The sequence below is a fragment of the Catenulispora rubra genome (assembly GCF_015356825.1).
GTDB lineage: Bacteria > Actinomycetota > Actinomycetes > Streptomycetales > Catenulisporaceae > Catenulispora > Catenulispora rubra.
On record NZ_JAACYW010000076.1, the window covers coordinates 1 to 25,992 of the forward strand.

Annotated in this window: 22 protein-coding genes and 1 pseudogene; 4 read left to right on the forward strand and 19 right to left on the reverse strand. The window is 69.7% G+C overall.

What is annotated here, in order from left to right:
• The 10 genes and pseudogenes from GWK61_RS21780 to GWK61_RS21825 all read right to left on the reverse strand — a co-directional run.
• A pseudogene (locus GWK61_RS21780) lies at positions 1-788 on the reverse strand (hypothetical protein); the annotation flags it as partial.
• 93 nt (positions 789-881) lie between these two features.
• Entirely contained in the window at positions 882-2,378 is a 1,497-nt protein-coding gene (locus GWK61_RS21785; protein ID WP_194910868.1) for a glycoside hydrolase family 28 protein, read from the reverse strand.
• A 4-nt stretch (positions 2,379-2,382) separates the two neighbouring features.
• Positions 2,383-3,222 carry an NAD-dependent epimerase/dehydratase family protein gene (locus tag GWK61_RS21790; protein WP_194910869.1) on the reverse strand — a complete coding sequence of 280 codons (840 nt, stop codon included), beginning with the start codon at positions 3,220-3,222 and terminating at the stop codon, positions 2,383-2,385.
• Complete coding sequence (locus tag GWK61_RS21795; protein ID WP_194910871.1) at positions 3,219-4,586, reverse strand: glycoside hydrolase family 28 protein; 1,368 nt, start codon at positions 4,584-4,586, stop codon at positions 3,219-3,221. Before GWK61_RS21795 ends, GWK61_RS21790 begins: the two co-directional genes overlap by 4 nt.
• Positions 4,587-4,604: 18 nt before the next feature.
• Positions 4,605-5,465, reverse strand: coding sequence for an ABC transporter permease (locus GWK61_RS21800; protein WP_194910922.1), 861 nt, complete (start codon positions 5,463-5,465; stop codon positions 4,605-4,607).
• A gap of 17 nt (positions 5,466-5,482) precedes the next feature.
• Positions 5,483-6,403, reverse strand: coding sequence for an ABC transporter permease (locus GWK61_RS21805; RefSeq protein WP_194910873.1), 921 nt, complete (start codon positions 6,401-6,403; stop codon positions 5,483-5,485).
• A gap of 76 nt (positions 6,404-6,479) precedes the next feature.
• The gene (locus GWK61_RS21810; protein WP_194910874.1) at positions 6,480-7,700 is read right to left on the reverse strand and encodes an ABC transporter ATP-binding protein; all 1,221 of its coding nucleotides are present in this window, start codon (positions 7,698-7,700) and stop codon (positions 6,480-6,482) included.
• Between the two features lie 2 nt (positions 7,701-7,702).
• Positions 7,703-8,926 (reverse strand): extracellular solute-binding protein, encoded by a 1,224-nt coding sequence (locus tag GWK61_RS21815; protein WP_228562713.1) that lies wholly within the window; start codon positions 8,924-8,926, stop codon positions 7,703-7,705.
• Between the two features lie 225 nt (positions 8,927-9,151).
• Positions 9,152-10,933, reverse strand: a complete 1,782-nt coding sequence (gene araD, locus GWK61_RS21820) for an L-arabinonate dehydratase (protein WP_438939776.1) — start codon at positions 10,931-10,933, stop codon at positions 9,152-9,154.
• On the reverse strand, positions 10,909-11,868 hold the full coding sequence (locus GWK61_RS21825) for a dihydrodipicolinate synthase family protein (protein ID WP_194910878.1): 960 nt from the start codon (positions 11,866-11,868) through the stop codon (positions 10,909-10,911). The genes araD and GWK61_RS21825 overlap by 25 nt, the downstream gene beginning before the upstream one ends.
• A 345-nt stretch (positions 11,869-12,213) precedes the next feature.
• On the opposite strand from GWK61_RS21825, the gene GWK61_RS59650 reads away from it, so the two are divergent.
• Entirely contained in the window at positions 12,214-13,974 is a 1,761-nt protein-coding gene (locus GWK61_RS59650) for a cellulase family glycosylhydrolase (RefSeq protein WP_194910880.1), read from the forward strand.
• A gap of 31 nt (positions 13,975-14,005) precedes the next feature.
• On the opposite strand, the gene GWK61_RS21835 is transcribed toward GWK61_RS59650, so the two are convergent.
• Positions 14,006-15,406: a serine hydrolase domain-containing protein gene (locus tag GWK61_RS21835; RefSeq protein WP_194910881.1), complete on the reverse strand. Its 1,401-nt coding sequence runs from the start codon at positions 15,404-15,406 to the stop codon at positions 14,006-14,008.
• 212 nt (positions 15,407-15,618) lie between these two features.
• Entirely contained in the window at positions 15,619-16,527 is a 909-nt protein-coding gene (locus tag GWK61_RS21840; protein ID WP_194910882.1) for an aminoglycoside phosphotransferase family protein, read from the reverse strand.
• Between the two features lie 368 nt (positions 16,528-16,895).
• Here GWK61_RS21840 and GWK61_RS21845 point away from each other — a divergent pair, with 368 nt between their 5' ends.
• Positions 16,896-17,267 carry a hypothetical protein gene (locus GWK61_RS21845; RefSeq protein WP_194910883.1) on the forward strand — a complete coding sequence of 124 codons (372 nt, stop codon included), beginning with the start codon at positions 16,896-16,898 and terminating at the stop codon, positions 17,265-17,267.
• 32 nt (positions 17,268-17,299) lie between these two features.
• On the opposite strand, the gene GWK61_RS21850 is transcribed toward GWK61_RS21845, so the two are convergent.
• Complete coding sequence (locus tag GWK61_RS21850) at positions 17,300-18,193, reverse strand: NADP-dependent oxidoreductase (protein WP_194910884.1); 894 nt, start codon at positions 18,191-18,193, stop codon at positions 17,300-17,302.
• 70 nt (positions 18,194-18,263) lie between these two features.
• Between GWK61_RS21850 and GWK61_RS21855 the strand changes: the two genes are divergently transcribed.
• A complete protein-coding gene (locus GWK61_RS21855; RefSeq protein WP_194910885.1) occupies positions 18,264-18,929 on the forward strand; it encodes a TetR/AcrR family transcriptional regulator in 666 nt (221 codons plus the stop codon).
• A 12-nt stretch (positions 18,930-18,941) separates the two neighbouring features.
• Here the strand turns inward: GWK61_RS21855 and GWK61_RS21860 are convergent, their stop codons facing one another.
• Entirely contained in the window at positions 18,942-20,813 is a 1,872-nt protein-coding gene (locus GWK61_RS21860) for an amidohydrolase (protein ID WP_194910886.1), read from the reverse strand.
• 244 nt (positions 20,814-21,057) lie between these two features.
• Here GWK61_RS21860 and GWK61_RS21865 point away from each other — a divergent pair, with 244 nt between their 5' ends.
• Entirely contained in the window at positions 21,058-22,029 is a 972-nt protein-coding gene (locus GWK61_RS21865; RefSeq protein WP_194910887.1) for a helix-turn-helix domain-containing protein, read from the forward strand.
• 40 nt (positions 22,030-22,069) lie between these two features.
• Here GWK61_RS21865 and GWK61_RS21870 read toward each other — a convergent pair whose 3' ends face one another.
• The 5 genes from GWK61_RS21870 to GWK61_RS21890 all read right to left on the reverse strand — a co-directional run bounded on the left by GWK61_RS21870 (position 22,070) and on the right by GWK61_RS21890 (position 25,991).
• Complete coding sequence (locus GWK61_RS21870; RefSeq protein ID WP_194910889.1) at positions 22,070-23,311, reverse strand: cytochrome P450 family protein; 1,242 nt, start codon at positions 23,309-23,311, stop codon at positions 22,070-22,072.
• A 125-nt stretch (positions 23,312-23,436) separates the two neighbouring features.
• Entirely contained in the window at positions 23,437-24,606 is a 1,170-nt protein-coding gene (locus GWK61_RS21875; RefSeq protein WP_228562717.1) for a cytochrome P450 family protein, read from the reverse strand.
• A 41-nt stretch (positions 24,607-24,647) separates the two neighbouring features.
• On the reverse strand, positions 24,648-25,259 hold the full coding sequence (locus GWK61_RS21880) for a GTP-binding protein (RefSeq protein ID WP_194910902.1): 612 nt from the start codon (positions 25,257-25,259) through the stop codon (positions 24,648-24,650).
• Complete coding sequence (locus GWK61_RS21885) at positions 25,237-25,584, reverse strand: DUF742 domain-containing protein (RefSeq protein WP_194910903.1); 348 nt, start codon at positions 25,582-25,584, stop codon at positions 25,237-25,239. Before GWK61_RS21885 ends, GWK61_RS21880 begins: the two co-directional genes overlap by 23 nt.
• Positions 25,581-25,991: a roadblock/LC7 domain-containing protein gene (locus GWK61_RS21890; protein ID WP_194910904.1), complete on the reverse strand. Its 411-nt coding sequence runs from the start codon at positions 25,989-25,991 to the stop codon at positions 25,581-25,583. The genes GWK61_RS21885 and GWK61_RS21890 overlap by 4 nt, the downstream gene beginning before the upstream one ends.
• Position 25,992 lies beyond the last annotated feature (1 nt).

Here is a 25,992-nt window from a genome sequence, read left to right on the forward strand (position 1 = left end):
ATGGGGCCGTGGGCGGTCGGTACGGTGCCGGTTTCCGGTGCGGCGGCCTGGCTCTGGCTCCCGCCTCCTCCACTATCCCCGGATCCACCACCGCCGACGACGCTCACCCCGAGTCCGGCCCCGACCACCACGACGCCGCACGTCAGCACGGCCGCCAGCCGGATCCGGCGCCGACGCTCCGGCAGATCAACCGGCCCGGTACGCAGCGTGCAGGGGTCGAACTCCCCGGAGAGCGCCACCTCGGCCGGGTATGTCAGGGCCATGCGCTGCCCGGCGGCGGCCCCGACCCGGCAGTTGTCCGCCCCGGCCGCAACGAGTACGGCCTCGGCCTGCCGGGAGTTGAGCCCTTCGAGCGCGATGAGGACGTAGGCGGCCCTGGCGACGGGGTCGGCGTCACGCAGGGCAGCCGCCAGCCGCAACTCCTCCGCACCGCCACCGATCGGGAACAGCCGCAACCCCCAGACGCGCGGCCGCAACACCAGCGCGAGGAAGCCGGGCCACCGACGTCGCGGCGCCCACAGCACTTCGCGCAGGACGGCCAGACGCAAGGCCGAGTAGGCGGCATCGCTCGCCCCGACCTCGGCCCCGGCGACGCGCGGCGCACGCCCACCACGCGGCAGCGTGTTCTGCACAATGCCGTGCGCAGTCAGCGCCCGATGATGCCGCTCCCCATCCCCCGGCAACGCCAAGTACGCCAACCGCACGAGCCGCGGATAGTGCAACACCATCGCCGACTCCAACGCGGCGCCCGACGGATCCACGTGGCCGGAGATGACATCGGTCCGCATATGGACGGCTTTCTACTCGGTTCACCACGACAAAGGAGGATTCTTCCGACGTGGAGAACGAGCACGACGCGGCCGGGTCACTACCCAGTCAGCTCAGAGCGCCGGGTAGCCCGGGAACGTGCACGACGGCACGCTCCCACTGCCGGAGATCCCGGTCACCGTGACCCCCGTCCCCGACGGCATCAGCGAGCTGACATACGTCTGCACCTGCGCGTACTCGGCAGTACTCTTCGACACGTCCAGGCGCACGTTCTCCAGAGTCACGCCGAGCGGGTGCGAGGAGTTGTAGCCGTTGAGCACCGAAGTGGCGCTGGAACTCGAAGACTTCGCGAGCACCCCGTTGATCACGATGTCCGTGAACGACGGGATCGACGACCCGCTCCCGCCGCTGTAACGCGTGTCCAGCACGATCGGCGCCTTCATCCCGCTCAGGCAGGTGTTCAGGTAGCTGACCTGCGTCACCACCCCGCCGTTGCTCGGCGAGCTCTTGATCCGGATCCCGTTGTCGCTGCTGCTGGTGATCCCGGAGCTGTCGACGCCGTTCAGCGTGTCGTTCTCGAACAGGATGTTCCGCACGCCACCGTTCGTCTCGCTGCCGATCGAGATGCCGTGCGTGCCCCAGAAGTAGTCGTCGCGGATCGTCATGTTCGACGCCGCGCTGCCGCCCTTCACCGCGATCCCGTCGTCGCCATCCTGGATGAAGGAGTCGGCGATGGTGACGTTCGTGGCACCGGACGGATCGATCCCGTCGGTGTTGCGGGCGTTCGCCGGGGTCTTGATCCGCACGCCCCAGGCCGTGAACCCGTTGCCACCCTTGTAGACGACGTGGAAGTTCGGCGAGTCGACCAGGTTGACGTGGTACATCGTGAAGTCGTTCGAGGAGTCGGCCTCGACGAGCCGCGGGTTCTGCTGGTTCAGCCCCTGCGCCTTGGCCTGGTCGGCGAGCTGCCACCAGGTCGTCGAGCCGCCCAGGATCGCGGTGTCGCCGCGGCCGTCGATCGTGCCCTGATGTCCTGAGGCGTTCTGCACGCCCTCGATCCCGGCGTTCGCCCCGGACACCTGGATCAGCGCCTTGCAGCCGCCCTCGGAACCGGCCAGCGTGCCGCACGTCGGCTTCCCGGAGACCTGGTAGGTCGCCGGGTTCCGGGAGCCGTACAAGGTCGCACCGCTGTCGATCAGCAGGACCTCGCCGGCGTGGACGGTCAGCGGGCCGCTGAGGAAGGCGTTCGCGGAGCCGGACGTCACGAGCTTCACCGCGACCGTGCCGCTGCTTCCGGTACAGGAGTCCAGCTTCTGCTGGATCCGCGACGTGTCCGGCGGGTTCGACTCCTGCGAGGAGGAGAACGTCCGGCCCGAGATCGTCAGCTGTGCGGGGACCGTGGCGCAGACCGTGCTCGGGACACTCGGTTCGGACACACTGCGACTGTCGCCGGTAGCCAGAACGGGAGCCGCTTTTGCTGCTCCTGCGCGCGCAGGAGCTGCCGAAGCCGGTGTGCCGAGCAGGTAGGTCGCCGCGGTCGCCAGCACGACGGCCGGGCCCAGGGACCAGATCCCGATGACGCGGATCCGGCGTGCGGTTCGTGGGGACATGCTGTCAGGTCCTTCCCTCTCGCGCTCCCGGGTGGGGAGCGCTGGTCACAGCCATGCGTCCGCCGACGAATCGGCGGTCTGGGTCGTCGTGGGTCAGTGGCGCGTTCTCGGCGAGGATCTGTTCGGCGAAGACCTCGGCGTCGTCCTCCGGCCGGTAGCCGAGGGCGCGCGCCGGTTCCAGGTCCCACCACGCACGCGTGTTCGCGGAGATGCCGTAGAGCAGCGCGAACCCGAACGACGGCGCGCGCAGCAGCGCATCGACGAGCCGCACCGAATCGTCCGGGCTCAGCCACGTGCCCAAGCCCCGCTCCCCCGGCGGCCGGTCGAAGCAGCTCCCGATGCGCACGGCCGCGACGTCCATGCCGTGGCGATCGGCGTAGAACGAGCCCAGTGCCTCGCCGAACGCCTTCGTGACGCCGTACAGCGAATCAGGACGCGCTCTCGCCGAGGCCGTCAGCAGCGACCCGCTCTCGTGGAAGCCGACGGCGTGGTTGCTGCTGGCGTAGATCACGCGTTGCACGCCAGCTCGCCGTGCCGCTTCGAAGACCTGATACGTGCCGTCCAAGTTCGCCGGCAGCAGATCGGCGAACGGAGCCTCGGTCGGGATGCCTGCCAGGTGCACGACCGCCTCGACGCCGGCCATGGCTTGCGCCAGCGCCTCGGGGTCGAGGATGTCGCCGACCACCCACGACAGGCCGTCGCGCTCGGGTTCGGGCTCGGGTTCGGGCTCAGACGGACCGACCAGGTCCAGGCATCGCAGACGCCAGCCCAACGGCGGCAGGCCGGACCGCAAGTAACCGCCGATCCGACCGGCCGCGCCGGTCACCAGCACCGACGCGGTCACTGCGGGACTCCGTCGATCACCACATCGGTCAGCAGCAGATCACTGACATTCGCCGCGACGTTCGGCGTCGTGAGCGCTCCCGCGATGGTGACGTCTCGCAGCCGAACGGTGCCGATCGGGTCGTTCGGGTATCCCTTGATGTCCCAGCCCTGCATCGCGCCGGCGACCGTCCAGTGGCTCAGGTTGATGTCGGTGACCACTGGCGGGTACGAACCTGTGTTGCCCTCGCCGTAGTTGTAGTCGATGAGCAGCAGCGGTCCGCCGATCGCGCTGACGTCGACCCGCCAGACGTGGCTGGCCTCGATGAACCCGCCGCGCACCGAGTTGGTCTTGAGCCGGTGGCCGGCCTGCAGGCTGGTGCTGGTCATCGCCAGGTCCCTGGCGTAAACCTCGCGCACGCCGCCGGTCATCTCGCTGCCGATGGTGATGCCGCCGTGGCCGGCGGCGAACGTGCTGTTCTGGATGACGACGTGCTGGCAGGGCACGTCCACGCGGCGGCCGTCGGCGTCGCGGCCGGACTTGATCGCGACGCAGTCGTCGCCGACGTCGAAGGACATCCGGTCGAGCAGGACGCCGTCGCAGGACTCGGGGTCGCAGCCGTCGGTGTTCGGGCCGGTCGAGGCGACGGTGACGTCGCGGATCGTCACGTCGTGGCACAGCGTGGGGTGCAGGTGCCAGAACGGCGAGTTGCGCAGCGTCACGCCCTCGATCAGGACGCGCTCGCAGTGGTAGGGCTCGATGAAAGCCGGGCGGAAGTGGTACTTGGTGCCGTCGCGCTGCTCGACCGGCAGTCCGGCGTTGACCGAGGCCTCGAACACCGGGAAGTCGGCGTCGCCCGGCTTCTTCCAGGCCCACCAGTTCGCCGCCGAAGCCTGGCCGTCGAGAACCCCTTTACCGGTAACACTTATGTCGTGCTCGCCGTAGGCGTAGATCAGCGGCGAGTAGTTCATCAGCTCGATGCCCTGCCAGCGGCTGTGGACCGTCGGCAGGTAGGCGCGCGGGTCGGTGTCGAACAGAAGTGTGGCGCCTTCGGCCAGGTGCAGGTCGATGCGGGAGGCGAGGCGGATCGGCCCGGTCGGCCAAGTGCCGGCCGGGACCACCACGCGGCCGCCGCCCTTCGCGGAGGCCGCGCGGATCGCGGCTTGGATGCTGCCGTAGTCAGTAATGACGAAGTCTCGGCGCGGGATGCGCGGGCGTTGGATGGAGCGCACGATCCGGTCGGCGGCGCGGTCGGCCGCTTTGTCGGCGTCGCATCGCTCGTTTGTCGCACCGAATGCCGATGGGCTTATCCCACCGGCGAGAGCCACAGTCCCGCCGACCGCCGCAAGGCGCAGGACGTCACGGCGACTGGTGTGCTCGTTCATGTCAGGCCTCTTTCGTCTCTAGTCCGCGGACCTCGCGACCAACTGCGTCGGGTTCACGAAGCGCAGCGCGATGAGCAGCAGGACCGCCATGGAGCCGGTGTAGATGACCGCCATGGCGTCGATGGACTGCGTGGAGCGGATGCCGGCGGAGTTCACGGCCGAGAACAGCGTCACGACCAGCGTCTGGCTGCTCGGTCCGGAGGTGAGGAACGTCAGCTCGAACATGCCGAACGTCCGCACCAGCACCAGGATCCCGGCGGCCAGCATCCCGGGGACCAGCAGCGGGCCCAGGATCCGGCCGAGCACGGTCGGCGTCCCGGCTCCGCACACCCGCGCCGCCGCCTCGATGCGCGGGTCGATCTGCTCGATGAACGGCGTCATCGTGAACACCACGAACGGGATCGAGGGCACCAGGTTGGCCAGGACCACGCCGGTCAGCGTCCCTGCCAGGTGGACCTTGTAGAGCATGGTGGCCAGCGGGATGCCGTAGGCGATCGGCGGCACCAGGATCGGCAGCACGAACAGCAGCGTGAGCGCGCGCTTGCCCGGGAAGTCGCGGCGCGCCAGCGCGTAGGCCGCGGGGACGCCGAGCGCCAGCGAGATCGCGACGACCAGCAGCGTCACCTCCAGCGTGACGCCCAGGACCCGGCCGAGGCTGAACTCGCGCCAGGCGTCGGAGTACCAGTGGCCGGTCCAGCCGCCGGGGAGCCAGGAGTCGAACCAGCGCGTGCCGAAGGAGTCCAGCAGGACCGTGGTGATCACGCCGGCCAGGTTCAGGAGGAAGAAGGCCAGGACGCCCCAGGTGATCCAGGTCCCGGGACGCAGCGCCAGGCGGCGGCGATCCGGGCCCGGCGCCGACGCGTCCAACGCGTCAGGCATCGTCGCGCTCGACGTGCTCATCCCTTGCCTCCCGTCGCGCCCCGGTACATCCGGGACCGGGCTGCGGCCAGCACGCCGATCACCGCCAGCATCAGGAGCGTCATGATCATGGCGTCGGCGCAGCCCTGCGCGTAGTCGAAGCGTTCCAGCGCGGCCTCGTAGGCCTCGATGGAGATGACGTGCGTGTGGCCGTCGGGGTCGCCGACCATGAGCGCGGAGGGGAAGACCGCGAAGGCCATGACGAACGTCAGGCTGAAGGTGGTCAGCAGCCCGGGCAGCAGCAGCGGCAGCGTGACGTAGCGGAAGCGCTGCCACCACCCCGCGCCGAGCGTCGCAGCGGCCTTCTCCAGACTCGGATGGATGCCGGAGAGGTAGGAGTGGGTCAGCAGGTAGGCGAACGGGAACCCGCTGATGATCAGCGACAGCAACACCCCGGTGTAGTTCATGGTCAGGCGCATCGGCGACGCCGCCAACCCGAGCAGGTGCAACGTGCGGTTGAACCACCCCGCCGGCCCGAAGAACTCCAGGATGCCCTCGGCTGTCAGCACCGTCCCGAGCGTGATCGGCACGACCAACACGGCGAGCATGATGCGCTTCCCCCGGAAGTCCCGCCGCATCCGATAGGAGATCGGCACGGACGCGCCGACATTGATAACGGACGCCGGAATGGCCAACGAGAACGTCGCCCAGATCGACTTACGCGAGAACGGATCGCTGAAGAACTTGTGATACGCGCCCAACACGCCGCCCTGCGTGGGCTGGAACGAGAGCTGCAACCCGTAGAGGAACGGATAGCAGAACAGCGCGAGCAGGGCGAGGGCGCCGGGGAGGACGAGCAGCAGCGTGCGATCCACGCCACGCTCGGCCAGGCGATGACGCAGCGCCGGGCGACGGGCCGGGCCTGGAGGCGCGGCGGCGGGGGCGGTGGTGGCGGTCATGAGGCCTCAGCTCCGGCAACCAGGCGGTGGCGCGGCACCGAGCTTGGATGCGCGGTGGCGGGCGCAGTGGTAGCGATCATGAAGCCTCAGCTCCCGAGTCCCCTTGTGCCGCAACGGTTGTAGCCCCTGTCTCTACCTCCGGCACCAACGCTGCCTCCGCCGACGTGCCCTCCAGCACCTCCGCCGCCGCGCCCCGAAACACGAGCGCCCGCTCGGCCGCCACCGCAACGCGCAGCCGATCGCCGGGCCGTACTGGCTCGTGGGCCTTCAGATGCAACCGTCGACCCTCGCTCGTCGCCGCCTCCACATGCAGCACGCGGCCGTGGTACTCAACAATCTCCGCCGTCGCCTCACCAATACTCGTCTCGCCCTCGGCGGCGACGTGCAGGTCCTCGGGCCGGATCGCGACCAGCACCTCGTCGCCAGCGCGCGGGGGTTCGCCAGCCGGGGTCCCTACTATCCGCAGGCCGTCGCCCTCGGCGAGCGCCGTCGCGGCCTCGGCCGAAGACACCGTCAGCGGCAGCAGGTTGCGATACCCCATGAAGGCCGCCACGTGCGGGTCCGCCGGATGCTCATACAGCTCAGCCGGCGTTCCGATCTGGCTCACGCGGCCGTCGTGCAGCACCACCAGCCGGTCGGCCAGGGACAGCGCCTCCTCCTGGTCGTGCGTGACGTACACCGTCGTCAGCCCGAAGTCCTGGTGGATGCGCCGGATCTCGCCGCGCATCGCCAGGCGCAGGGCGGCGTCCAGGTTCGACAGCGGCTCGTCCATCAGCACCAGGGCCGGCTCGGTGACGATCGCCCGCGCGATCGCGACGCGCTGCTGCTGCCCGCCGGACAGCTGCGCGGGGTGCTTCGCGGCGTGCTCGGTTAGGCGGACCAGCCGCAGCACCTCGGCGACGCGGCGTTCGATCTCCGCTTTGGCCACGCCGCGCATCTTCAGGCCGAAGGCTACATTCGCGCGGACCGTCAGGTGCGGGAACAGCGCGTAGTTCTGGAACACCATCCCGAAGCCGCGCTTCTCCGGCGGCAGCGTGTCCACGCGCCGGCCGTCCAGCTCGATCTCGCCGGAGGTCAGCGGCAGCAGCCCGGCCAGGCAGTTCAGCGCCGTGGTCTTGCCGCACCCGGACGGCCCGAGCAGCGCGATGAACTCGCCGCCGACGATCTCCAGATCCAGCGGGTGCAGCGCGGTGTGCGCGCCGTAGGCCCGGCTGACGCCCCGCAGGCTCAGCAGGCCGAGCTGGGAATCAGGCCTCGTCGAAGCCGGCGCCGGGGAGGAAGGTGTGGTCGCGGTCATCGTCACTTCGCCGCGCCGATCTTCTTGTCCCACAGATCGAACGCCGTGACCTGTGCCTGAGCCGGCAGCGAGTTCCGAATCGGCCCGGAAGACGTCCACGCGTCGAAGTCCGGATCCCCGTACTTCTGCACCACCTGCTGCGAAGCAGCCGGCGCCTGCGCGAGCGTCACGCCCTTCACCGCGGGGCCGGGATAGAAGTAGCCCTTGTCGTACGTCGCAGCCTGCTGATCGGGGGTCAGGGCGAACGCCAGCAGCCGCAGCACCGCGGTCAGGTGATCGGCCGGGATGCCCTTGGGAATGACGCCGTACTGCGCGTCGCTGACCCACGTCAGATTGTCGAACTTCGCCACCTTGATCCCGGCCGGAACCGTCCCCGTGGCCCGCGGGTTGATATACCACCCGGCCGTCGAGGCGATCATCCAGACGGTCCCCTGCGCGATACCGGTCATCGTCGCAGAGGTCTTCGTCGGGTAGCTCTGCACGTACTTGCCCAGCTGCGCCAGGTAGTCCCAGGTCTTGGCCCAGCCATTCGTCGGGTCGCTCGGGTCCGAGTCCCCGAGCAAGTAGGGCAGCCCCATCAGGAAAGTCCGCCCCGGACCCGAGTTGCGCGGCTGCGCATACTGGAACTTGCCGGGGTGCGCCTGCGCCCACGCCAGCAACGCGTCCGGCGTCGTCGGCGGCGTCGACACCTTCGCCGGGTCGTACTCCAACAGCGGCCCGGACGGCGTGACCACCAACTCGATCCCCTGGTCCTGCGCGAGCGCCGCCATGGACGCGGCAGCGGGCTGGTAGTTGGCCATCAGCCCCGGGAAGAACGTGTCGTAGTACGGCTTGAGCCCGTACCACAGCTGCTTCTCGATCCCGGCGGCCAGCCCGTCGGTCCCGGTCAGCACCAGATCGATCTGCACGTTCCCGCCCTGCTGCTGCGCCTGCACCTTCGGCGCGAGCTCCGGCGCGGTCCCGGTGCTGGTGGTGATCCCCGAGACGATCTCAGGGTGCTGCGCCTTGAACGCGTTCAGGATCGGCTGCGTCAGCTGCAGGTTCCCGGCCACGTCCAGAACGTTCAGCGCCACCGGCTTGGACGGCACAGTCGCCAGCGTGCTCGGCGGCGCGGCCTTGGCAGAGCTCGACGACCCCGGCGCGCCGCACGCGGACACCAGCGGCGCGGCGGCGGCACCGGCGGCGAGCGAGCCGAGCAGGGTGCGGCGGGACATGGATCCGGACATGGACGATTTTGTGCGCACGGACATAGGGGTGTCCTTCGCTGAGTGGGCGTGAGAAGCCGACGCCGCAGTGGTGCGACAGGGGCCTGATGCGGGACCGGCGGGCGGATTCAGGCCCGGCGGTGGCCGTGAACTGGCATACGACTTACGTTTTGCGTGTGCGCTGTGCGGGTGCTGCAGATGCAGTGCAGATGTGGCTCGGTGCGGATGTGCTCAGTGCGCCTGTGCTCAGTGCGGATCCGGCGCCGGATTCACCCCGGGCCGCGCGAGGAAGTCGAAGTCGCAACCCTGATCGGCCTGCGTGATGTGCTCCGCGTACAGCGCGCCGTAACCGCGCTCGAACCGCGGCGTCGGCGGCTGCCACGCCGCACGCCGCCGCGCCAACTCGGCGTCGTCGACCTCCAGACGCAGCGTGCGCCCCGGAACGTCCAGCGTGATCGTGTCGCCGGTGCGCACCAGCGCCAACGGCCCGCCGGCATGCGACTCCGGGGCGACGTGCAGCACGCACGTGCCGTAGCTCGTGCCGCTCATCCGGGCGTCGGAGATCCGGACCATGTCCGTGACACCCTGCTTGAGCAGGTACGCGGGGATCGGAAGCATCCCGTACTCCGGCATCCCGGGCCCGCCGAGCGGACCGGCGCCGCGCAGGACGAGCACCGTGTCCTCGGTGATCCCCAGCGCCGGATCGTCGATGCGGGCCTGCAAATCGGGGTAGGAGTCGAAGACGACCGCCGGCCCGCTGTGCGTGAGCAGCCGCGGCTCGGCGGCCAGGTGCTTGATCACCGCGCCGTCCGGGGCCAGGTTGCCGCGCAGGACCGCGACGCCGCCGTGCTCGGCCACCGGGTTCGCCGGCGTGCGGATCACCTCGGGGTCGTAGGTCTCGCTGTCGGCGTAATACTGGCCGAAGGGGACGCCGGCGACCGTCGGCCGGTCCGGATGCAGCGATCCGGGAACCTCGGCAAGCTGGCGTAGCAGGGCTCTGAGACCACCGGCGTAGTAGAAGTCCTCCATCAGGAACCTGCCGACCGGCCGGACGTCGGCCAACACCGGAACGCGTTCCCCGATCGCGTCGAAATCGTCCAGCCGCAGCGTGACACCGACCCGTCCGGCCATCGCGATCAGGTGAATCAGGGCATTGGTGGAGCCGCTGAGCGTGAGCACCGTGGCCGCCGCGTCCTCGAACGCCTCGCGCGTCATCACCTGCTGCGGGGTCACGCCCTCCAGAGCGATCGCGACCGCACGCATCCCGGAGGCCGCGGCCATCCGATGGTGCGCGGAGTCGACGGCGGGGATCGACGACGCCCCGGGCAGCGTCATGCCGAGCGCCTCGGCGCACGCGGTCATCGTCGAGGCCGTGCCCATCGTCATGCAGTGCCCCGGCGAGCGCGCCAGACCGCACTCGACCTCGGCCATCTCGCACTCCCCGACACGTCCGGCGCGGTATTCGTCGAAATAGGCGAACAAGTCCGTGCCGCTGCCGAGCGTCTTGCCCCGGTGGTGGCCGCGCAGCATCGGTCCGGCCGGCACGAACAGCGCCGGAAGCCCCGCGCTGGCGGCCCCCATGAGCAGCGCCGGCGTGGTCTTGTCGCAGCCTCCCATCAGCACCGCGCCGTCCACCGGATAGGAGCGCAGCAACTCCTCGGTCTCCATCGCCAGCAAGTTGCGGTAAAGCATCGGCGTGGGCTTCTGGAACGTCTCGGAGAGCGTGGAAACCGGGAATTCCAAAGGGAATCCGCCGGCCTGCCACACTCCGCGCTTGACCTGTTCGGCGCGCTCGCGCAGGTGCATGTGGCAGGGATTGATGTCAGACCACGTATTCAGGATCGCGATGACCGGCTTGCCCAGGTGTTCTTCGGGCAGGTAGCCGAGCTGCCGCATCCGCGAGCGATGGCTGAACGCGCGCAGATAGCCGCCGGTCGCGCCCTCGCCGAACCAGGCCGCGCTGCGCAGCGTGGTCGACGTGTCCTGATTCCCCGCCTCACCGGTCACAACCAGCCCCCGCTCCGCCACTCCTCCAGGACGACGGCGATCCGATCCCGCAGCGGCTGCGGCAGCACCCTAGACGGCGGGCGCACGTCGCGGCCGACGAAGCCGAGCTGCGCCAGCGCCTCCTTCACCACACTGACATTGTCAGCGCTGGCGTCGGCCGCGCGCAGCTCCTCGAACTCGCGGACCGTCTCCCACAGCAGCATCGACTTGGCGAAGTCGCCGCCGCGCAGCGCGTCCAGCATCGCCGCCGACAGCCGGGGCGCGACGTTCACCAGGCCGGAGGTGAAGCCGGTCGCGCCGACGGCAAAGTAGCCGGGGGCGGACAGTTCGGCCAGCCCCGCGATCCAGGCGAAGGCTTCGAGCCCGGCGTCGCGCGCCACGGAGGCGAAGCGCACCGGATCCGGGACCGCGTACTTGACGGCGATCACGTTCGGGCTGTGCTCGGCCAGCGTGGCTATGTGCTCCCCGGCCACGCGCGCGTCGCGGATGTAGAGGATGACGCCGAGGTCGGGCACGGTGTCGGCGATGACCCGGTGGTACTCGATCCAGCCCTCGGCCGAGCGGTAGGGGTGCACCGGCTGGTGGATCATCAGGGCACTGGCACCGACGCGCGCCGCGCGCTCGGCGGCGTCCACGGCGCAGGCGATGTCGAGGCCGACCCCCGCGACGACCTCGGCACGGCCGTCCACGGCCCGGACCGTGGACTCCACCGCCTGCTTCTTCTCGGAGTCGCTGAGCGTGTAGAACTCGCCGGTGTTGCCGTTCGGCGTCACGGCCTGGACGCCGTGCTCGACCAGGCGGCGGAGCAGCGCGGCGTGGCCGTCCCAGTCGACGTCGCCGGCGGAGGTGAAGGGGGTGGCCGGGATCGCCACCACCGTGGCCAGGCGGTCCCGCAGGTGGGCCAGGGGCGGTGGTGTCGCGTCGTCCGGTGTCGTGGCGGCCGGTGCGGCGGTCATGGATGTCGGCTCCGTTTCGTACGCTCCCGCGAAGGGGTTCGTCAGATCTCATATATGAGATGCTTGGGGAGCTTAGGGCGGGCGGCCGGGCTCGTCAACACTCGCCCCACGCTGGGACGGTCGCCGGCCGAGGGTGAAACTTCCATGTGCCGAAGCCCGCGCACGGCTCGGGAACCACTGCCATGACAAGGGGAATCGTCCCCGCGTCGGAGTCCGGCCCGGAGCACTCGGTTGCCGCGCCGATATTCGTGCCCTGTAGTGAACCCCACAGGCCACAGGCCACGGACCACACAGACAGGAGTCGCCATGAGCCGGATCAGACTTCGAAGATTGTCGATACGGCACATGGCCGCAGCCTTGGTCTTGATCCTCGCCGGGACGGTCGCGCAGCCGGCGACTGCGGCGAATATCAAACTGGCGACACCGGCAGCCGGCGCAGGCTACTGGCACACCAGCGGCCGCGACATCCTGGACTCCGGGAACCAGCCGGTCCGCATCGCCGGCGTCAACTGGTTCGGCTTCGAGACCAGCAACGACGTCGTCCACGGCCTCTGGTCGCGCGACTACAAGTCGATGATGGACCAGATGAAGTCGTTGGGCTACAACACGATCCGGCTGCCCTACAGCGACGACATCTTCAAGCCCGGCACGATGCCGAACAGCATCAACTTCTACCAGATGAACACCGACCTGCAGGGCCTGACCTCGCTCCAGGTGATGGACAAGATCGTGGCCTACGCGGGCGCCATCGGCCTGAAGGTGATCCTGGACCGGCACCGGCCGGACGTCGGCGGGCAGTCAGCACTCTGGTACACGGCCTCGGTGCCGGAGTCGACGTGGATCAGTGACCTGACATCCATCGCCACGCGCTACCAGAATAACCCCACAGCGGTCGGCATCGACCTGCACAACGAGCCGCACGACCCCGCGTGCTGGGGCTGCGGCGACGTCACCATCGACTGGCGCCTGGCCGCCGAGCGCGCCGGCAACGCGGTGCTGGCGGTGAACCCGCACCTGCTGATCTTCGTCGAGGGCGTGCAGACCTTCAACGGCAGCTCCTACTGGTGGGGCGGCAACCTGCAGGGCGCCGGCACGTATCCGGTGCAGCTGAACGTCGCGAACCAGCTCGTCTACTCGGCGCACGACTACGCGACCAGCGTCGCCAGCCAGCCGTGGTTCACCGACCCGTCGTTCCCGTCCAACATGCCGGGCATCTGGGACAAGAACTGGGGCTACCTGTTCGCGTCGAACACCGCGCCGGTGTGGGTCGGCGAGTTCGGCACGACCCTGGCCTCGACCATCGACCAGACCTGGCTCAAGACCCTGGTCACCTACCTGCGGCCCACCGCCACCTACGGCTCCGACGCCTACCAGTGGACGTTCTGGTCCTGGAACCCCGACTCCGGCGACACCGGCGGCATCCTGAACGACGACTGGACCACGGTCAACACCGCCAAGGACGCCTACCTGGCCACGATCAAGGCCCCCGGCTTCGCCGGCGGGGGTGGAGGCGGCGGCGACAGCACGCCGCCGACCGCTCCGACCAACCTGGCGGCGACCGTGACCACGGCCACCTCGGCGACGCTGTCCTGGACGGCGTCCACCGACAACGTCGGCGTCACCGGCTATGACGTCTACCGCGGCGGCACGCTCGTCGGCACGGCGGCCGGCACGACCTACACCGACACCGGCCTGAGCCCTTCGACCGCCTACACCTACACGGTCAAGGCATTCGACGCCGCCGGGAACGTATCGCAGGCCTCGAACTCGGTGACCGCGACGACTCAGGGCACTGGCACCAACGCCGGATGCACCGCCGCCTACGCGGTGTCGAACCAGTGGAACAACGGCTTCACGGCGAACGTCACCATCACCAACACCGGGACGGCTGCGACCCACAGCTGGCGGGTCGGCTGGACCTGGCCGAGCAGCCAGCAGGTCAGCAATGCCTGGAACGCGACCGAATCCCACAGCGGCCAGAGCGAGACGTTCACCGCGGTGAGCTCCGACGCGGTCGTCGCGCCCGGAGCCACCACCTCGTTCGGGTTCCAGGCGAGCTACAGCGGGACCAACCCTGCTCCGACTCCGGTGTGCACGGCGAGCTGAACGATGAGTTGGACGACGAGCTGAACGACGGTCACGGCGCCGTGCGCGGTTCGGGGTTGGCGAGGTCGAACAGCGACAACTGCGACACCCTCCCCAGAGGGGCCACCCGCCAGTCCGCTTTGAACGTGCCGCTGCGCAGATCGCCGGTGATGACGAGCTTGTGCGGCGACTGGACGAACTGTAGGTGGACGCGCACGGTGTCGGCGTCCGTCCGGACGGCGCGCGCCGACAGGTGTCCGGTCGGCGGCGGCCAGGAGCCGGGGAGCAACGGCAGCGTCGTGACCGTGCCGTCCTCCTCCTGGAGGGTCAGCTTCTGCGCCGTGAGGCTGACCTTCCGGAGCCGCTCGACCACCGTGTGGGCAACGGTGAACTCGCTGTCCGGGACATCTTCTCCGTCGGGGAACGGGAGCTGGAGGCCGGTCAGCCGCTGCTTCAGGGCGGCGTCGGCCTCGGCCGAGCCCTCGCGGTCGAAGGCAGGCAGCAGGTGGGTCCAGGCCGCTTCGAGGATGAGGTGCATGGCGACGGATTCGGAGGTCATCGCTAGGACGACGTCGTGCTCGGGGAGGACGACGCACAGCTGGCCGAAGGCGCCGTCGCCGCGGTAGCCGTGCCGGGCCATCCAGAACTGGAAGCCGTAGCCCTGGGACCAGTCCGAGTCTGAGTCGGAACCGTCGCTGTTGCTGTTGTCCACCTGCTTGCGCGTGGCTTCCGCTACCCACTCCGGCGCAAGCAGCTGCCGCCCTTCCCAGACTCCGCCCTGGAGGTAGAGCTGGCCGAGGCGCGCGATGGCGTCGGTGGTGACGTGCAAGCCGGCGAAGGCGAGGTCGCGTCCGGCCGGCGGGTGCCGGAGCCAGAACGCCTCGCCGATGCCCAGCGGCTCGAAGAGCCGGGGCCGCAGGTACTCCACGAGCGACTGGCCGGACTGGCGCTGGATGATCGCGCCGAGGGCGTAGGTGGTGGACTGGCTGTAGGCGAAGGTGACGCCCGGGGTGCCGTCCGGCGGGTCGAGCAGGAAGCCGCGAACGGGCTCCTCCCAGTACGTGGCCAGGGCCCGGTCCCACTGCTCGGAGGTGTGGCCGGCGGACATGGAGGCGATGTGGCGGACCAGGATCGACCGGCTGCGCGGGTCGGTGATTTCGCTGTCCAGCTCAGGGAAATACGAGACGACCGGGGCGTCGAGGTCCAAAAGCCCTTCCGCCCAAGCGAATCCGGCGGCCGTGGCCGTGAAGCTCTTGCTCAGCGAGTAGACCTGCTGGACGCCGTCCGGGTCGTAGGGAGCCCACCAGCCCTCTGCGATGACGTGGCCGTGACGCAGCAGCATGATGCTGTGCGGCTCGATGCCGGACACGCCCTCGATGGCGTCGAGGAAGGCGATGACGCCTCGCGCGTCGGTGGTTTGCGCGGAGGGCTCCGAGCGGGTCAGGGCGGTCATCTGGGCCTCCGCGAGCGATTGTGGTGAGGCTTTGAGACTACCGGAATTCGCTTAAGCGCTTCAGGTGTGCGGCTCGCGATCGCCGCGCCATGCTGGCCGCGCTGGCCGCGCCATGCCGACCGCGATCGCCGCGCCGGCCGCGCCGCGCCGGCCGTGCCGTGCCGGTCGTGCCGTGCCGGTCGTGCTGTGCCGGTCGTGCTGTGCCGGTCGTGCTACCCGTGCCGGTCGTGGTCGTCGAGGATATCCGCGATCACCCTCTCGATGACCGAAACCAGCGCCGGGTCAAGCTGCACCCTTTCGCTGAGCTGAAGCATCGCCTTCCACAGAGCCCAGCCACGCGCCCGAGCCCACATACCCGCGTCCTGCGCCATCGCGGCACGGAAGGCCTCGCGCGCTTCGCCGGTCAGCGTCACCCACGCGATGACCAGGTCACACGCCGGGTCGCCGACGCCACTGGTGCCGAAATCGATCACGGCACTGAGCCGGCCCGCGTCGATAAGCAGGTTGCCGGTGGCGATATCGCCGTGGAACCAGACCGGTTCGCCGTCCCATTCGGCTTTGAGCGCGGCGTCCCAGACTGCGGCGGCGCGGCGGGTGTCGATGCGTCCGTCGAGATCCACCAGGCAGGCACGGGTTTCGGCGTCATAGAAGGACGGAGGAGTGCCACGGTAGAAGCTGTGCTCGCCGGCCACCGGACCGTCGGTGGTGTCGCAGGCCTGAAGCGCGTGCAGGAACGCGGCCAGATCCGTGGCAAACCGCACCGGATCGGCCACCTCCGGCATGCTCAGCGTGCTACCTGGCAGCCAGCCCCGGACCGACCACGGATGCGGATACCCCTCCCCCGGCTTACCGGTGGCCAGGACCTGCGGGATCGGCAACGGCAACTGCGGGGCGAGCCGCGGCAGCCACTCGTTCTCCTTGGCGATCCCGGCGACGTACCCGGCGGCGGTCGGCAGCCGCACGGTCATGTCGGCGCCGAGCCGATAGGTACGGTTGTCCCAGCCGTCGAGCTCGACCGGCGTCACCGACAACCCGGCCCACTGCGGGAACTGCGCCGCGATCAGGCGCTTGACCAGCGCTGCGTCGATGCCTGCGCGGCCGTCCGGGGCAGAGGTCGTCATGGCGCGATCCTGACCGGCGGAACGGATCACCGCAACGGGATTTCGTCCCGCGGGGCACCGCCGAGCCCGCCGAGTAAGTCAGAACACGGAGATCCGGGCGGGCCACTGAACGCGGCCCGCCCGAAGTCCGTTCTCCGGGCATGGACCTCGGCGCCGACCGACAACCCCACGACAAACCCGATCAAGGTGCGGAGGGTGGCGCCATGGTCGTAAGGTCGGATCCCAACACTTCGCAGCCACACCACCGAAATACCTCAACTGCCCCCGTTTCGATCTCAGCAGAACGGTCAAGCCGGAAGTCTTGGCGCCTTCACGGCGGTGCACACTTACCGTCAGTGCTCGAAGACGCCACAGGGAGGTGACAGTACATGGACATCAACCGGGACGACCGCGGCCTCGATCAGCGCGCGGTCGTGCGAACTGCCGAACAGGCGGTCAGCGACGCCTGGATCGGGCAGCTGCTGCTGGCCGAGTACGAGGCGCAGTCGACGGTGAGCCTCTGCACACACTTACGTGAGCGGCTCCTCGAACGGCTGACCGTCGTACAGCTCGTCGGGGATCAGCAGGCGGTGCTGGAGACGCGGCGCAGACTTGAGAGTGCGGACCGGGCGTGCGCGGCGGCCCTGGACTCCTATGCCGAGACGCGGCAGCTGCTCGAAGCTCAACTGGAAGAGTGGGTCCTCAACACCCGGATCCGGTTCCGAGAAGCCGAGGACGATCGGCGCGTCGTCGGCTGGTAGGCCGGCGCCGCAGCGACAGCACGCCGACGTTCCTAGACGACGATCACCCGTCGGCCACGCGTGTGGCCGGCCTGGCTGTCGATGTGCGCCTGCGCGGCGTCGGCCAGGGTGTACGACGTCTCGACCGGTATGTGCAGCGTCCCGCGCTCGATCATCGCGACGGCCTCGACCAGCGCGTCCGGCACGCTGCCGGCCGCGCCGGAGAACCGCACGCCGAACTGCGGCGCGCCGAGATCGGCGATCGAGACGACCTTCTGCGGATCCCCGGTCAGCTCGACGAGGTCGCCGATGACGCCGGAGCCGGCCAGGTCCAGCGCCGCGTCCACGCGTCCGAGCCCGCGCACCCGTTCGACCCAGCCGGGGCCGTACGTCGTGGCGACGGCACCGAGGCTGCGCAGGTAGTCCTGGTTCGCCTCTCCCGCCGTGCCGATCACCGCGATGCCGCGATCGCGCGCGACCTGCAGCACCGCCGACCCGACGCCCCCGGCCGCGCCGCTGACCAGCAGCGTCTCCCCGGGCCGCACGCCGACCTGGCCGACGATGCGCAGCGCGGTCTCGACCACCGAGGGGTATCCGGCGGCCTCCTCGAACGACAGCCCCTCGGGTATGCGGGCCCACGCGCCGAGCACGGCGAACTCGGCGTAGGTCTCCGAGCCTTCGCCGAACACTGAGTCGCCGACCTCGACCCCCTCGACGCCCGCCCCGATCTCGTCCACGATCCCGGCGGCGTCCAGCCCGACGCCGGAGGGCAGCTTGAGCGGATGTGCCGCCAGCTTCTGGCCTTCCCGGACCCGCCAGTCGACGGGGTTCACGCCTGCCGCGCGCACCGCGATGCGCACCTGACCTGGGCCGGCGTGGGGCTCCTCGGCGTCGGTGAGGTGCAGGACGTCCGGACCGCCGAACTCGGCGAAGCTCACTTTCTTCATGCGGCAGACCGTAGCACTAACGGTTAGCATTTTGAAACAGCTACGGTTTCACACCTGATAGTGTTCAGCCATGACCGAGCAGCCTGAGCAGCCTGAGCAGCCTGAGCAGCCTGAGCAGCCTGAGCAGCTTGCGCGGCCCGAGCCGCCGGGACGCCGCGAGCGCAAGAAGGCCGCGACCCGCCAGAAGATCGCCGACACCGCGTTGCGGCTCTTCCTGGAGCGCGGCTACGACGCGGTGGGCATCCGGGAGGTGGCCGCCGAGGCCGACGTGGCCGTGACCACGCTGTTCTCGCACTTCGCGGCGAAGGAGGCGCTGGTCTTCGACCAGGACGAGGACTTCGAGCGCGGCCTCGTGCGGGCCGTCACCGACCGCAGGCCCGACGAGCCGCTGATCCCGGCCCTGCGCGGCCAGGTCAAGGCCCTGATCCGGCACTGCACGACGGACGATGCCGCCCCGATGTGGCGCATGATCGACGAGACGCCGGCGCTGCGGCAGTACGAGGCGTCGATGCGGCTGCGGCACGCACAGGCTTTGGCCACGGCGATCGCGGCGGACGCCGTGGCCGACCCGCTGCACACCACGACGGCTTGCCAGGCGATCGCCCGGTTCGCCATCGATGCCTTCTCCTTGGCCCGCGAATCAGACGATCCGGAGGCCACCGTGGACGAGGTCTTCGGCATGATCCAGGCAGCCTGGGACGCCGGACGCTCCGCCACACACGAGCCCGGCGCCTGACAGAACCCTGATTCAGTGGCCAACGACCCCCGGTCCCCCATCACGATGACCGGCTTCAGCGCCGGATCCAGCGTCAGCAACCCAGTAGCGAATGTCGCCCGAGTGCACGACAGAGCCACCCACGACGGTGAGGACCGAGTGCAGCGATCGCAACTGCGAGTCGGGAACGGTGAAGTAGTCATCGCTGAGTACCACCACGTCGCCGAGCCGACCGGTTTCGAGCGAGCCGAGCAGGTGCTCGTCCTCCCCGCCGAGGAACCACTGGTTCGACGTGGTGAACCCGGCGAGGACCTCGGCGCGGGTCAGCTGCTGGCCGGGGTTGACCTGGTTGCCCAGGGCGTTCAGGCCGGTTGTGGCGTAGTAGGCGTGGATCCAGGGGTTCAGGGGCGCGATCTGCATGCCGTCCGAACTCAGCCCGAGCGGGATGCCGCTGTCGGCCAGCATCCGGTATGGCGGTCCCGCCGGAACCGCCGTTCCGAAGTATCGGTAGGGCGTCACGTTCACTCCGCCGCCGAGTGCCTTCAGCCGGGCGACGTAGTCCGGCGTGATGAAAGTGGCGTGCGCCACCACCCAACGGAGGTGTTCGATGGATGTCTGCGAGTTCACCGCCTCGAAGCCCTCGATCTCGGTTCGGAAGTCCGAGGGAGTGATGGAGTGGACCTCGGCGCGCCATCCGGCCTTCGCCACGGCCGTCGCCGCGTTCGTCCAGGTGTCGTTCCCGCCGGCGTAGTGCTGGAAATCCGCGAGGAATTCACCGATCGCGCCGGTGCGCACCAGGTCGTTGCCGAAGAACGGGAACGTGTTCTGCAGTCGCGCCTTGGCCACGGGGATGTCGGGTTCACTGTCGAACAGCAGGGCGTTGGTACGCAGCCGGACGACGGCTTCCGGCAGTCCGCCGGTGACCGCGTCCCGCTGGTTCCCCTCTCCGTAGACCGCGAGGAACGGGTTGTACATCGCGAAGTTGTCCTCGCTCGCGGCCCCGTCGTCGGGCGTGTTCGTGGCCTGGAACGCGCCCTGGTCGAGGTGCGTCGTCACCCCGAGGCTCGCGGCGTAGGCCATCGCGTCCCGCACACTGGACTTGCGGTCGTCGAACGTCAGCGTCCGGCGCAGTGCCAGCAATGCCTTGGTCGACGGCCCGCTCCCCGGGAACGGCGCCCCCGCGATGGAGCCGTCCGCACCCACCTGCACCGGGCCGAACGGGCCGCTCACATTCTCGAAGAACGTCTTTCCGAGGGAATTGGTGACCGCCGGACCGGTGAACCCGACCTGGATGTAGACCGGCCGATCCGGGACGGCGTCGTCGAGTTCGGCGAGCGTGGGCAGCCGCTTCTCGGCGAATTGGTTCGGGGTGAAACCACCGATGGTGGTGATGAAGTCGCTCGCACCCGCCGCCCTTTTGTTGTTCGCGGGCAGGGCCGCGGCGCGTCGGCGGTACAGGGCCAGAACGTCGGCGATGGAGTAGGCGTTCTCCAACGGGGTGTGACGCCCTGGCCGGTTACCCATCAGCACGAAGTGGTTGTGGCAGTCGATCAGACCGGGCATGGCGATCCTGCCGTGCAGGTCGATGACCCGCGGATCCTCGGCGAAAGACCGACGCGCTCGGTGGAAGCTGTTCCCGACATAGGTGATCACCCCGCCTTGGATCGCGATGACGCCGGCGACGGTACCGGCGCTGTCCATCGTATGAATCCGGCCGTTGCGCAGAATCAGGTTCCCCGCCGGGGAGGTACTCCGTCGCGCCGCGGTTGAGGCGCTCGCGGTCGCCGCGGCTGGGCCGGCCGCGGCGATGCTGCCCGCAGCTGCGGCGGCCGCACCGGCTGTCGCGCTGGTGCGCAGCAACGCGCGGCGCGAGACGTTGTGCTTTGGCTGCTTCGAGCTTTCCATAGAGTCACTCCTTCAATGACGTCCCAAGGGGACATGTCTCTTCAGGGAGGCATGGCTGATCAGAACGTTTCAATGAGATCCGCTGACGGGCGGCAGATGGCCGATTTCCTTCGGCTGGGTCAGCCCAGTCTCGCAACGGGCCTCGCCAAAGGCGTCGCCCACAGCCGCCGATGGCGGAAATAAGCATCCGCGAGGCGCTGTTGGACAGCACGCGAACGTGTCATGGCGGGCTGAGGAGGCTGGTGTGATTCGCATTCCGCAGGCCCGCGTCTTCGAAGTCACCGCGGCAGTCGGCGACTGGGAACGGCACAATGCCGAATCACTGGTCGAGCTTGCGTGCCGGGTCCCGGCCGATCGACCGTTCCAGGCTCGCCAGGTGCACCTGCAACTGGATCACGCCGCGCTGGCACTGGTCAGCGGGACGCCACACGGTGTCGCGCGCGAGGAGGAAGCGATCGCGGCGCGGCCCGCGGATGCCATAGCCGTGTACACGAAACTCAAGGGCGATGGAGTCCTGGAGTACCGCGGCGCGCGAACGCGACTGCGTCCCGGTCATGTGGTGGTGTGCGACGTGGACTTTCCGCTACGGCGTCAGGGCTTCGGGGACATCGCAGAGCTGGCAGTCACGGTCCCTCGTGCGAGCATCTCGGGCCTGACCGGCGACGCGGAAATCGGCGAGCCCAGCGTTCTCACCGTCCATCAGGATCCGTATGCACGTGCTCTGATGAATCTCGTACACCGGGCTGTACGTCCACACGTACCGGTGCCGGCCGACGAACAGGCCGTGCTGGAGTTGGTGGCGGTGCTCGCTTCCGGCGGCAGGGCATCGCCGTCGACGAAACATCGCGCCGCCGCACGCGCGTTCATCGACGATCACCTGGCCGACCCCCTGTTGTCCGCATCCGACGTGGCGGCGGGCGCAGGCGTCTCGGAACGGCATCTGTCACGGTTGTTCGCCGAGGTGGGCGCCTCCGTGCCCAGGCACATCCTGGCGCGGCGGCTCGACCTCGCCTACAGCACACTCAGGCACGCGCCGGGGCCGGGCATCAGCACGGCGGAAGCCGCGGCACGCTGCGGGTTCACCTCGATGTCGCACTTCTCCCGCACATTCCACCAGCGATTCGGAGTGACCGCCGGCAAAGTGCGCAGCCATGGCGGGCGTCCGCAGCCTGATCGCGATCGCATGTCCCCTGCCATGGCTTCCATCAAGGTCTAATTCGCCGGCCGCCGAGGCGACGGCCGGCACACCACCGCGATCAGCTCCCAGCAGCCGGCTGAAGAACCACCGGCAGTGCCTGATGCCCGTTCGAGATCAGCGACCCCAGCGGCGCAAGCTCCGCCCCCGGCGCGAACGCGATGTCCGGGAACCGCGCGAACAGCTTGTCCAGCACCGTCTCCGCCTCCATCCGCGCCAGCGGCGCGCCGAGGCAGAAGTGCACCCCGTGGCCGAACGCGAAGTGGTCCTGCCCCGCGCGCGTGACGTCGAACGCGCCCGCGGTCTCGCCGTGCAGGTCCGGGTGGCGGCCGATCGCGGCGTAGGAAGCCAGGATCGCCTCGCCCTGCCGGATCACCAGCCCGCCGGCCAGCTCGATGTCCTCCACCGCGTACCGCAGCGGCAGGTGCGCGACCGGCGCTTCGAACCGCAGCGTCTCCTCCACGACGTCGCGCCACGGGGCCTTGCCCTCGTCGACCTTCGCACGCTCCTCGGGGTGCGTCAGCAGCAGGGTGATGGCCTGGTCGATCAGGTTGACCGTGGTCTCGTAGCCGGCCGACACCACCAGGAGCAGCGTGTCGAGCAGTTCCTGCTCGGTCAGCGCCGAGCCGTCGCCTTCCTCGTCCTGGTCGTCGCGAGCCGCGATGAGCGCCGAGGTCATGTCGTCGCCGGGGTTCTCGCGCTTCTCGGCGACCAGGCCGGCCAGGACGCCGTACAGCTTCACCGCGTTGGCCTGGGCCTCCTCCGGCGACAGCGTGGTGTCGAACACGGCGTCCACCAGGCCGCGGAACGCCTGCTGCGCGGCCGGCGGCAGCCCCATCAGGGAGCTGATGACCTGGATCGGCAGCGGCACGGCCAGGTTCTCGCGCAGATCCACGCTCTGCCCCGCCGGGGTCTCCGCCAGCGCGTCGAGCAGCGCGTCGGTCATCTCCTCGATGCGCGGGGCCAGTGCGGCGACCCGGCGGCCCGCGAAGGCCGGGCTGACCAGGCGCCGCAGCCGGCGGTGGTCGGCGCCGTACGCGGTGAACATGTTGCTCACGCCGACCCACAGCGCGAGCGGCCACTTCCCGATGATCTCGTCGGGGAACTTCGGCCAGTGCTGTGCGGCGTCCTTCGACACCCGCGGGTCGATCAGGAGCGCCTTGAGCACCCCCGGATCGGCGACCGCCCACACCTCCTGGCCCAGCAGGTCCACGCGCGTGGCCGGACCGTGGTCGCGCAGATAGGCGTCCTCGGTGTGGCGGTTCGCGCCGGTCGGGTCGAGTGTGAGCACAGGCTGGTCCATGCTGGGGCCTCCATGGCGGACGGGGACGAACGAGGACGGTTCGGTCGGCGCGGCGGGATGGGGGTGGGTTCGGGTCAGCGCGACGGGATCGGGGTTCGGTCAGCGCGACGGCATCGGCGGTTCGGTCAGCGCAGCGGGATCGGCGGCGAGCCCGGGATCGTGACCGGCAACGCCGCCAGCGCCCGGGCGAACGGCCCGGGCCGCCAGACCAGCTTCTCCACCGGGACCGCCAGTTCCATCTCCGGCAGCGCGTCGAGGATCTGGTCGATCGCCGCCTGCGCGATCAGGTAGGCGGCGGACTGCGCCGGGCACGCGTGCGGACCGACGCTCCACGCCAGGTGCGCGCGGTTCCCGGCCCGCTGGTCGGAGGCGATCGCGGGGTCGTTGTTGCACGCGGACATGCTGATCAGCACCGGCTGGTGCGCCGGCAGCCAGACCCCGTCGATCTGCACGGGATACGGCGGGTAGGAGATGGCGTAGTTGGCCATCGGAGGGTCCTGATAAAGCACTTCGTCCAGAGCATCGCGCACCGTCAGGTTGCCGTCCAGCACGTCACCTGAGAAACGGTCGTCGGTGAGGATCAGCAGCAGGGCATTGGCGATCAGGTTCTGCTGCGGCTCGATTCCGGCGCCGTAAAGCGTGGCGAGCTGATGCACCATCTCCGGGATGTCCAGCGCCGACTCGTGCTGCAGAAGCCGGGTGGTCACATCGTTGGCCGGGTACTCCTTCTTCATCACGACCAGCTCGGCCAGTGCCCCGGCGAGCATCGCGTTGCCGGCCTCGGCGTCGTTGCCCTCGAAGATCTGCGCCATCCCGGTGGCGACCCGCTGCCCGATCTCCGGCGGACAGCCCAGCAGGGTATTGAGAACCTGGAAGGCCAGCGGGAAGGCGAACTGCGTGATCAGGTCCGCCTCGCCGGCCTGACACATGTCGTTGATCAGGCCGATCGCCACGTCCTGGACGACCTTACGCAGGCCGTGCAGGTCCACGCCGCTGAGGCTGTAGACGTTCGCGCTGCGGTACCTGGCGTGCTCGATGCCTGAGCTGCGCAGCGCGTTGGGCCGCCACTCCATCATCGGCTTGACCGGACAGGCGTTGTCGATCCCCTCCTCCCACTGGCGCGGGTCGGCGGGGAAGCGGTCCTGGTCGTGCAGGATCTTCAGCGCGACGTGGTAACCGATCACCAGCGTGGCCGGCACGTCCGGGTGCAGCAGCACCGGAACCAGCGCGCCGTGCAGGCGGCGCATCTCGGCGTAGGCGCCGTGCGGATCGGCGGCGAATTCCGGCGTGTACATCGGGACGCGCGCCGTGGCGGCGTCCGCCGCGGTCTGGGTGGTCACGCAAACATCTCCGGTCGGCTGGGTCGGCTGGGTCGGCTGGTGAGGTGTTCGACGAGCACGATCAGCGCCTTGGCCGAGGAGGCCTGGTCGCGGGCGTCGCAGAAGGTCAGGGGCGTGTGCGGGGCCAGGTCCAGCGCCTCACGGATCTCCTCGTCGGGGTAGCGGCGGGCCCCGTCGAACTGGTTCACGGCCACCGTGTAGGGAAGATCCCGCTTCTCCACCGCGCTCAGGATCTCGTCGGCGTGGTCCAGGCGCCGGGTGTCGACGAGCACCAGCGCGCCGAGCGCGCCGCGGGCCAGCTCGTCCCACATCGGCAGGAACCGGTGCTGGCCCGGCGTGCCGAACAGATACAGCGCCACTCCGCCGAAGGTCCGGCGGCCGAAGTCCATCGCCACGGTCGTGGAGGTCTTGGCCGGCAGCCCCGCCAAATCGTCGACCCCGACGCTGGCCTCGGTGATCATCTCCTCGGTCCGCAGGGGCCTGATCTCCGAGACGCTGCCGACGAACGTGGTCTTGCCGACCCCGAAGGGTCCGGCGACCAGGAGCTTCACCGACCGGGTGACGGTGCCGGGCAGGTAGGCGACCTCAGACAAGTTGGCGGAGCCCACGAAGCACCTCTTTCAGCACGTCGACGTCGGGAAGGTCGGCGGCGGGAGTGGGGAGGGCCAGATGCCCGGAGTCCATGAGCCCGGCGGCCAGGATCGCCACCACCGACGGCGGCAGGTCCAGGTGCGCGGCGATCTCGGCGACCGACAGCGCGCCGTGCCGGCTGCACACCCCGAGCACCCGGCGCTGCTCCGGCGCCAGGCCCTGGGCCGGGACGTCCTGGGCCACCAGCAGCGTCACCAGCCCCATCTCCCGGCTCGGGCGCACGGCGCCGCCGGTCATGACGTACGCGCGCACCAGATCCGGGTCGCGCCGCGGCCGGCTCACGGCCGGCGCGTCTCGCTGGTGAGCTCGTTGCCCAGCCGCGAGGCGAGGTCGTTCATCCGGTGCACGATCAGCCCGGCGTCGGCCGTGGGCGTCGCGCACACCCCGAGCATCGCGTTCTGGCCGGCGGCGGTGACCAGCACCAGCGCCTGGTCGTACTCGATCAGGTTCTGGCGCAGCCGGTTGTCCTGGTCCCCGCACATCGCGGCCAGCGCCTTGCCCAGGGACTGGACCCCGCTGACGGCGGCGGCGAACGCGTCGGCCTCGTCCCGGGTGATCGAGTCCGAATGCGCCATGCGCAGCCCGTCCCCGGAGATCAGGACGGAATAGCGCACCCCTTCGATGTCCAGGCTGCTGAGCATCCAGGTGAGCTTGTTGTTCCCGTCGGCCGGCGGGGCTGAGGTGCTCACG